General features: G+C 59.8%; 5 protein-coding genes and 1 pseudogene. 1 reads left to right on the plus strand and 5 read right to left on the minus strand.

The genetic code is table 11. The features are described 5' to 3' along the window. Positions 1–496: 496 nt before the first annotated feature. A pseudogene (locus tag AB4Z27_RS28285) lies at positions 497–724 on the plus strand (IS30 family transposase); the annotation flags it as partial. Here the strand turns inward: AB4Z27_RS28285 and AB4Z27_RS28290 are convergent. The 5 genes from AB4Z27_RS28290 to AB4Z27_RS28310 form a co-directional block, all read right to left on the minus strand. Further along, entirely contained in the window at positions 655–1,032 is a 378-nt protein-coding gene (locus AB4Z27_RS28290) for a hypothetical protein (RefSeq protein WP_441645881.1), read from the minus strand. The pseudogene AB4Z27_RS28285 and the gene AB4Z27_RS28290 sit on opposite strands and share 70 nt — an antisense overlap. Before the next feature lie 495 nt (positions 1,033–1,527). Further along, positions 1,528–1,983, minus strand: a complete 456-nt coding sequence (locus AB4Z27_RS28295) for a pilin (RefSeq protein WP_441645877.1) — start codon at positions 1,981–1,983, stop codon at positions 1,528–1,530. 270 nt (positions 1,984–2,253) lie between these two features. Then, a complete protein-coding gene (locus tag AB4Z27_RS28300) occupies positions 2,254–3,501 on the minus strand; it encodes a tyrosine-type recombinase/integrase (RefSeq protein ID WP_441645878.1) in 1,248 nt (415 codons plus the stop codon). 634 nt (positions 3,502–4,135) lie between these two features. Then, positions 4,136–5,413, minus strand: coding sequence for an McrC family protein (locus AB4Z27_RS28305; RefSeq protein WP_441645879.1), 1,278 nt, complete (start codon positions 5,411–5,413; stop codon positions 4,136–4,138). Beyond that, positions 5,410–6,069: AAA family ATPase (locus tag AB4Z27_RS28310; RefSeq protein ID WP_441645880.1), on the minus strand; the 660-nt coding region annotated here is incomplete at its 5' end. The genes AB4Z27_RS28305 and AB4Z27_RS28310, both read right to left, overlap by 4 nt.

The following is a 6,069-nucleotide window of genomic DNA, read 5'->3' on the forward strand; positions in this document are numbered from 1 at the left end:
GGATATCGATGAGGCGACCCAGATGCGGAACGACTATATGGGTTGGGGCAAGGGATATCGATGAGGCGACCCAGATGCGGAACGACTATATGGGTTGGGGCAAGCATCACCCTACGAACGACTAGGCGGTGGTCGCACGACGAGAAGCGTCGGTTCATGCATGCACAGCCGACGCTCGCCGACCAAATGTCAATGGCCGAGAATGGCTGTGGATTCAACCGGTCGCATCGCGGGAAGATTCAGGCGCAGGGCGCTGGATATCGTGATCCCGGTGTGGGGGATGTCGAAACCTGGGGCCCGCAGCTAAGTCCGCCCACCGTAGAGTGGGGCCTTCAAGCGCTGGAGCGAATCGAGGCCCGTATGAACAACAAGCAGCGTAGCACCAGAGATCAGGCGCTCAAGGACGCAAAGAGATACGTAATCTCAACAGGGCGCGCCGGCGGACTCGACGCAGTCAGAAAGAAGTCTCTACTACACCGAGACTCAGAAGGCACTAATGTGGGAGCGGTGGCGGAAAGGTGACACGCTTCACCAGATCGCCCGGCTGTTTGATCGGTACCAACGGATTCTGGCGGATTCCGGCGGCATCCAGCCAGCATCCCGGCACCGCTCCAGGCTAGCCTTGACGCTCGCCGAACGAGAGGAGATATCTCGTTACGTCGTCGCGGGGCTGTCGATGGTGAGGGAAGTGGCTTCGGTCACAATCGCTCGCTGCGTGTCGAGGGAAATGGTCCGCACTGTCCTGAGCAGGTGCAACCGGGCGCTTGCTTGCATGCGGGGTCGCTCGTTGTCGATGATGTGTAGTGCGTCTTCGACGTAGCCTTCCGACGCCAATGGCGGAGGAAGCTTGAAGGCAGAGAGAATACCGCGCGGTGCCTCAAGCAAGATCGCACGCGACGCTTCGCGCCACCTGTCCTGCTTCAGGAGCGCTTCCGCATCGGTCTGCCGCATTGCCGCTGCCGCCAACCGCGCATGAACTAGGTGCGCGCAGATGGTCAGAGCAAGAAGCAAACGCCAGGTCTTCCTATTCATGTGTGACCATCCGCCTTCGATTCACGTTTCCAGCCTGGAAGTAGTGCGGCATGTTGTGTTAATTGCAGTACCGCGAGTCACGCGCAACGCGGCAGACGTAATAGTCCGACGTAGCCACCCTTCTCATCCGTGAGCAATTTACGTCCGCCACCCACACCTGTGCCGTGGGCGCCGCGTTTTCCGGCTCGTTTGCCCTGATCGACTACGACTCTCGGCGTGAGCCAGGCCGACCGGGTCTGAAGCCGGGCGAGTTTGGCGTCTGAGATGCCTTGAGATTATTTGTGCACAGGGCTGTAACGACTCGCATACGTGCGTGATGCGCTGCAAGCCGTCTCTCCCAGCATCGACTGGCGGGCTGTAGCGCGCGCCGACTACCGTGGACAGCAAGAGATTTTCGGCCACAACCGGAATGCTGCCGGAAAAAGAAAAAGCGCCCAAAGGGCGCTTTTTCCTGCATCAGGCGAGGGAAAGGCTCGCTGACGACATTTATATCTATTACACGCCGTCCGTATTCGGGCAGCCAGCCGGGCCGTAGATCTTCTTGAAATTGCCGTTGGTGCCCTTGTTGGTGGTGCAACTCCAGGTGCCATCCGCAATGCGCTGCCATACCACCGTCGCGCCGTTCACAGACGAGCTCACGCTGCCGTCGAGCGTAGCGGTGATGGTGCCAGCGCCAGCCACGAACGTGACGCCCGCGGCAGGGAACACGGCCGTGTTGGTCAGGTTCGACTTCACGTAGCCAACGTCAGCCGGGAGGATGGTGTTCTGTCCTTGATTGAGACGGTCTTCAATGCCCGTCTTGTACGCACCCAGTTCGCTTACTGCGCGCGACACCTGCGACTTCGCCACGTAGTCTTGGTACTGCGGAATTGCGATAGCAGCCAGGATACCGATGATCGCGACCACGATCATCAGTTCGATCAGCGTGAAACCCTTTTGTACCCGTTGCATTCCCATCCGTGCTTTTTTCATGAAATTGACCCCTTATAAATTGGATACAGCGTGTTGCTGCACAGACACTAGAGCAACTGGCGTGCCACCCCAACATCACACCTTTATTTGACTAAATTCGTCACCGGTAACAAAAAGTATCGATCTTTGGTGACAATTTTTGTCACTCGTTCGGTTGCAATCCCGCGCGGGCTGACACTTTCCGTCAGCCGCATGTCGCAGCCGCACCTCCGCACAGTGCGGAACGTCTCAGAAGCGGGCAGGGCATAACTAGGGACAGGCTTCTGCACGCGCCGCAGCCTGAAGCGCGTCAGCATACGCCTGCAGCATCGCTCGCCGCGCCTCAGGCGGTTGGCCGTTGCCGTTACTGGTGGGGACCCTACCGTTAGCCTCCAAGACGCCAGAGATCAGTCCGGCGGGGTACCCTGCCTCGTTCAGCATGGACGCGCCGAGCGCGCGCAGGCCGTGCGCCGTCATGCGGCCCCGGTAGCCCAAGGACCAGAGCGCATGGAGAAGGCGGCTTTCGCCCAGCGGCCGGTCTGGCTGGTCCGCGTCGGGAAACAGGTAGATCCCCCTGCCGGTGAAGTGCCGCAACTCCTGAAGCACCGCCACTGCTTGCCGACTCAGCGGAATTTCAGAGTACCCCCCCCTGCGGGACGCCGGCACCCGCCAGACCGGCGTATCCCCCGTCAGGTCGTGGAACTGAGCCCATGTGGCGCCGCGCACGTCCGGGGTCCGAGCGAGCGTGAGCATCACGAACTTCAGCGCGAGCTGAACCACCGGCTCCTGATATCCGTCGATCGCGCGAACCAGCGCGGCCAGCTCTGGGGGGCGGAGGCAGCCAAAGGAGGGGTCGAGCCTCATGGGCAGTTGCACGCGGCGCCGCTCGAGGTGGCCCATCATCACGCCGAACTCGAGCACCCCTGCCAGGCGCTGCCGCACGCGTCGCGCACTCTCCGCCTTCCCTGCGCTGACGAGCGGGGCCAGCACATTTTCCATGTCTTGCGGCGCAAGGAAGCGCACCGGCAGCGCGCCCACCACCGGATACACATGGTCGCGCATCAGCTGACGGTTCTGGCGGGCATGCTTGTCCGACCACGTGGGCGCGTAGGCGTCCATCCACGCCTCGGCGACCCTCTGGAACGTGCAATCCCGGTCCTCCAGGGCGTCAGCCGCCATGACGTCGACTTGCCCGTTATCGGCCGGGGTGTCCGTCTCCGCAGGCGTCGACTTAGCCTTGCGGTGCGCAGTCGGATCGATGCCGCGCAGCACCAGGTCGCGCAGAATGTCGCGCTGTTCCCGCGCGGCGTCCAGGCCGATCACGATCTCCTGCGAGCCCTTCTTGCGGTAGGCGCCAAGCTGCGTAAGCTTTTCCTTGCCAGCAAAGCGGTAGCGCACCCGCCAGGCCATCGTGCCGTCGGGATTGATCAGGAGAAACAACCCCATTTCGTCAAACAGCTTGCGCGGCTTATCGCCAGGCGCCTCGTTTTGCAACTGTGCTTCGGTGAGTTTCGGCATCCCTCGCTCCGCCGCGCCACCATGTCCGCCGCGCGTATTGTCAAAAATTCACAGCGGGCAGTATAGCGAACCGGCGAAAGAACTACGGGTGAACAGCGGCAAAAGCCTACCGTAAGGTACGCCGCACGTGATCATCGGCGGCCGTCTGCATCAGAACCGGCCGGGTGTTGTCTCTCGTGCAAGTTGAAGATGGCCGCAAGTCGCCTGGAAGCAGTCATCCGAAAATTAGTGTGTCGGACGGCCGAGATGGGTCGCTAGCCGCCTTTGCGCTCGACTAGACAGGCGTTACGAAAGCTCGTATTTGGCCGGCAACTGGTTCACGCGCTGCCCTTTCCGGAACCTTCCGGCCTGCGATTCCTGCGATGGCACGATGCTGGGCTCCTTCGGCAGCGTCTGCGTGTTGTATCTCTCGACCCCACCACCAGTTCAATCAGTTCGCGAAACTCCCGCTTTGCATCGTTGAAGACGATTCCGATTCTCTATGGAAGCAACCAACGGGTGACTATGTTGTTCAGCGAACCTTGGAAAGAAGCTGGTGAACGTGTGCCGATACATAAAGATCAGGGATTCAGCTTACTCGAGCAAACGTCCTTCATCATCGGATTGACCCGGTCGAGCGAGGCCCGCGCGCGCCTCAGTGCTGCGCAAAAATCGGAGAAATCCCTTCCTGGCCAATCAATCGCCCCTTCTCGAGATCAAACGGCATCACCGAAAGCGTCAGTTCAGCGCCCATCTGAAACCCGGGTAGTGGTTTTAGGAAAGCCCGTCGCCGCGGATAGATCAGAACAAGCTCGCCACTGCCGCCCAAATACTTATGACCGTACGCGAACAGCTGATAAAAGTCAGCCTGACTGAGCCCATATTTATTGGCTTTCCTCTCACCATTCACCAGCTTCCACTTCGTGTCCAGCACCCATCGCTTCTCACCCTGGGTGATAACGAAGTCAGGCCGAAGTTGGAACAGGCCATGCCCTTCGTGAACGCATAGGTATTGGCTGCGGGCTTGGGCAGTTAACCGAGCGCCTTCAGCGAGTTGCTTCGTGAGCATCGCTTCCACGTAGCGCTCGAAGAGCTTTTCCATCGGAAAGAGAAGGCTGATGCCACGCCATCCGCCGGCGGTCGAGAGTGGCATCTGCTGCGATAGCACTAGCTCGCACCAAGGCTTCACTGTTTGGTAGTGAGCCATCAGGCGATCCGTACGCCAGCGTTGGAAGTCTTGTGCGGCGTTGCGGCTTGGCGGGACCTCTTGAAAGAGGCTTCGCAACTCTTGGGCTAGGCGCCAGCTCGTGGGGCTCTTGGTGCTGCGGCATGCGAGTTCGACGGCTAGCCTGAGTAGGCGATTCTCGGCGCGGTCGTGGATGAAGACGTCGTGGAGTATCTGGAAAACGTGCTGCTTCGCGGCCGATTGTCGGACTTGTTGTGGGACGTTGAGTTGGCCTCTCAAGAAGCGTTCGGAGTCTTCGATGCGTACGTAGTCTGATCGGACGCCGCGCTTGACGAGGCGGTCTAGGGCGGCCAGGAATTGGGCCATGACCCATTCGCTTAGGGGCGCGTCGAAGCGTTCTAGTGCCGTTTCGCTACCTTCCCGCACGGGTAGGTCGAGGGCGGCTGTGATCATTCGTTGCAGCAGTGCCCGGCTGCGGGGGAGGGTGTCGGCGTTCTCCTCATGTTTAGGGAGAATTTCTAGAACCGTTCCGCAAGGTGTCTCTAGCACTCCGACGTAGTTGTCTAAGCGGAGCCAGCGGCGGTCGTCGATCTGCACCAGCGATGCGCCGGCCGTGCTCATCCCTGAATTGAGTTGACAGAGCCAGTCGAATGCCGTAGCTGAGACTTGGGCGCGGTCGAGTGTCGGGTTCGGCACTGGATCGGTCGTGAGCCTTGCGTACTCGCGGACCGTAATGTGCTGGGTCACGATTCCGAGCCGTTGTCACCGATCAAGCCGACATAGGCTTCACGGACGAAAAACGCGTCTTCGTTGATGATCCATCGCTGGTTCTGGTCGCCGAAAGAAACGTCGTCTCCGAATAGTTCGGAAACCTTCCTCTCTGGTTTCTCGATGAATCGGTGAGCTGCCACGGACTTTCGATGATCGTTGAGGACCCATTGGATGCGCTGCCAATCTTCGAAGAAGTACTCCTGCAGTAGTGGCAGGATGCACGTTTGGAAAATGGCTCCAAGTTCGGGGAGTGTCGGAGTGTCGACCAGGGGCATGAAGTACGCATGGCCGATGCAATGATCCCGATCCCACAGAATCTCGATGCGGGCGTTGATTACACGCAAGATCGACGCGACGCTGACACCGGCCACATCGACTTTTTCCAAAAGTTCTGGGCGAGGCGGCATCTCGCGGAAATTGAATCGGCGGCGTAGCGCCAGGTCCAAGGATGCAAGGGATCGGTCGGCCGTATTCATTGTCCCGATGATATGGAGATTTGCGGGGACGCTGAATCGATCCTTCGAATAGGGAAGGGTTACCTCCAACGCCTCGTCATTCCCTGACCGCTTCGAGGGTTCGATTAGGGTGATGAGGTCTCCGAATACCCGAGAGACGTTGCCTCGATTGATCTC

The organism is Cupriavidus sp. KB_39, from assembly GCF_052114485.1.
Classification (GTDB): Bacteria; Pseudomonadota; Gammaproteobacteria; order Burkholderiales; family Burkholderiaceae; genus Cupriavidus.

What these genes read in the sequence shown, in the direction of transcription:
- AB4Z27_RS28290 (WP_441645881.1), bottom strand. Translation starts at nt 1,032, where the DNA reads ATGAATAGGAAGACCTGGCGTTTGCTTCTTGCTCTGACCATCTGCGCG.
- AB4Z27_RS28295 (WP_441645877.1), bottom strand. Translation starts at nt 1,983, where the DNA reads ATGCAACGGGTACAAAAGGGTTTCACGCTGATCGAACTGATGATCGTG.
- AB4Z27_RS28300 (WP_441645878.1), bottom strand. Translation starts at nt 3,501, where the DNA reads ATGCCGAAACTCACCGAAGCACAGTTGCAAAACGAGGCGCCTGGCGAT.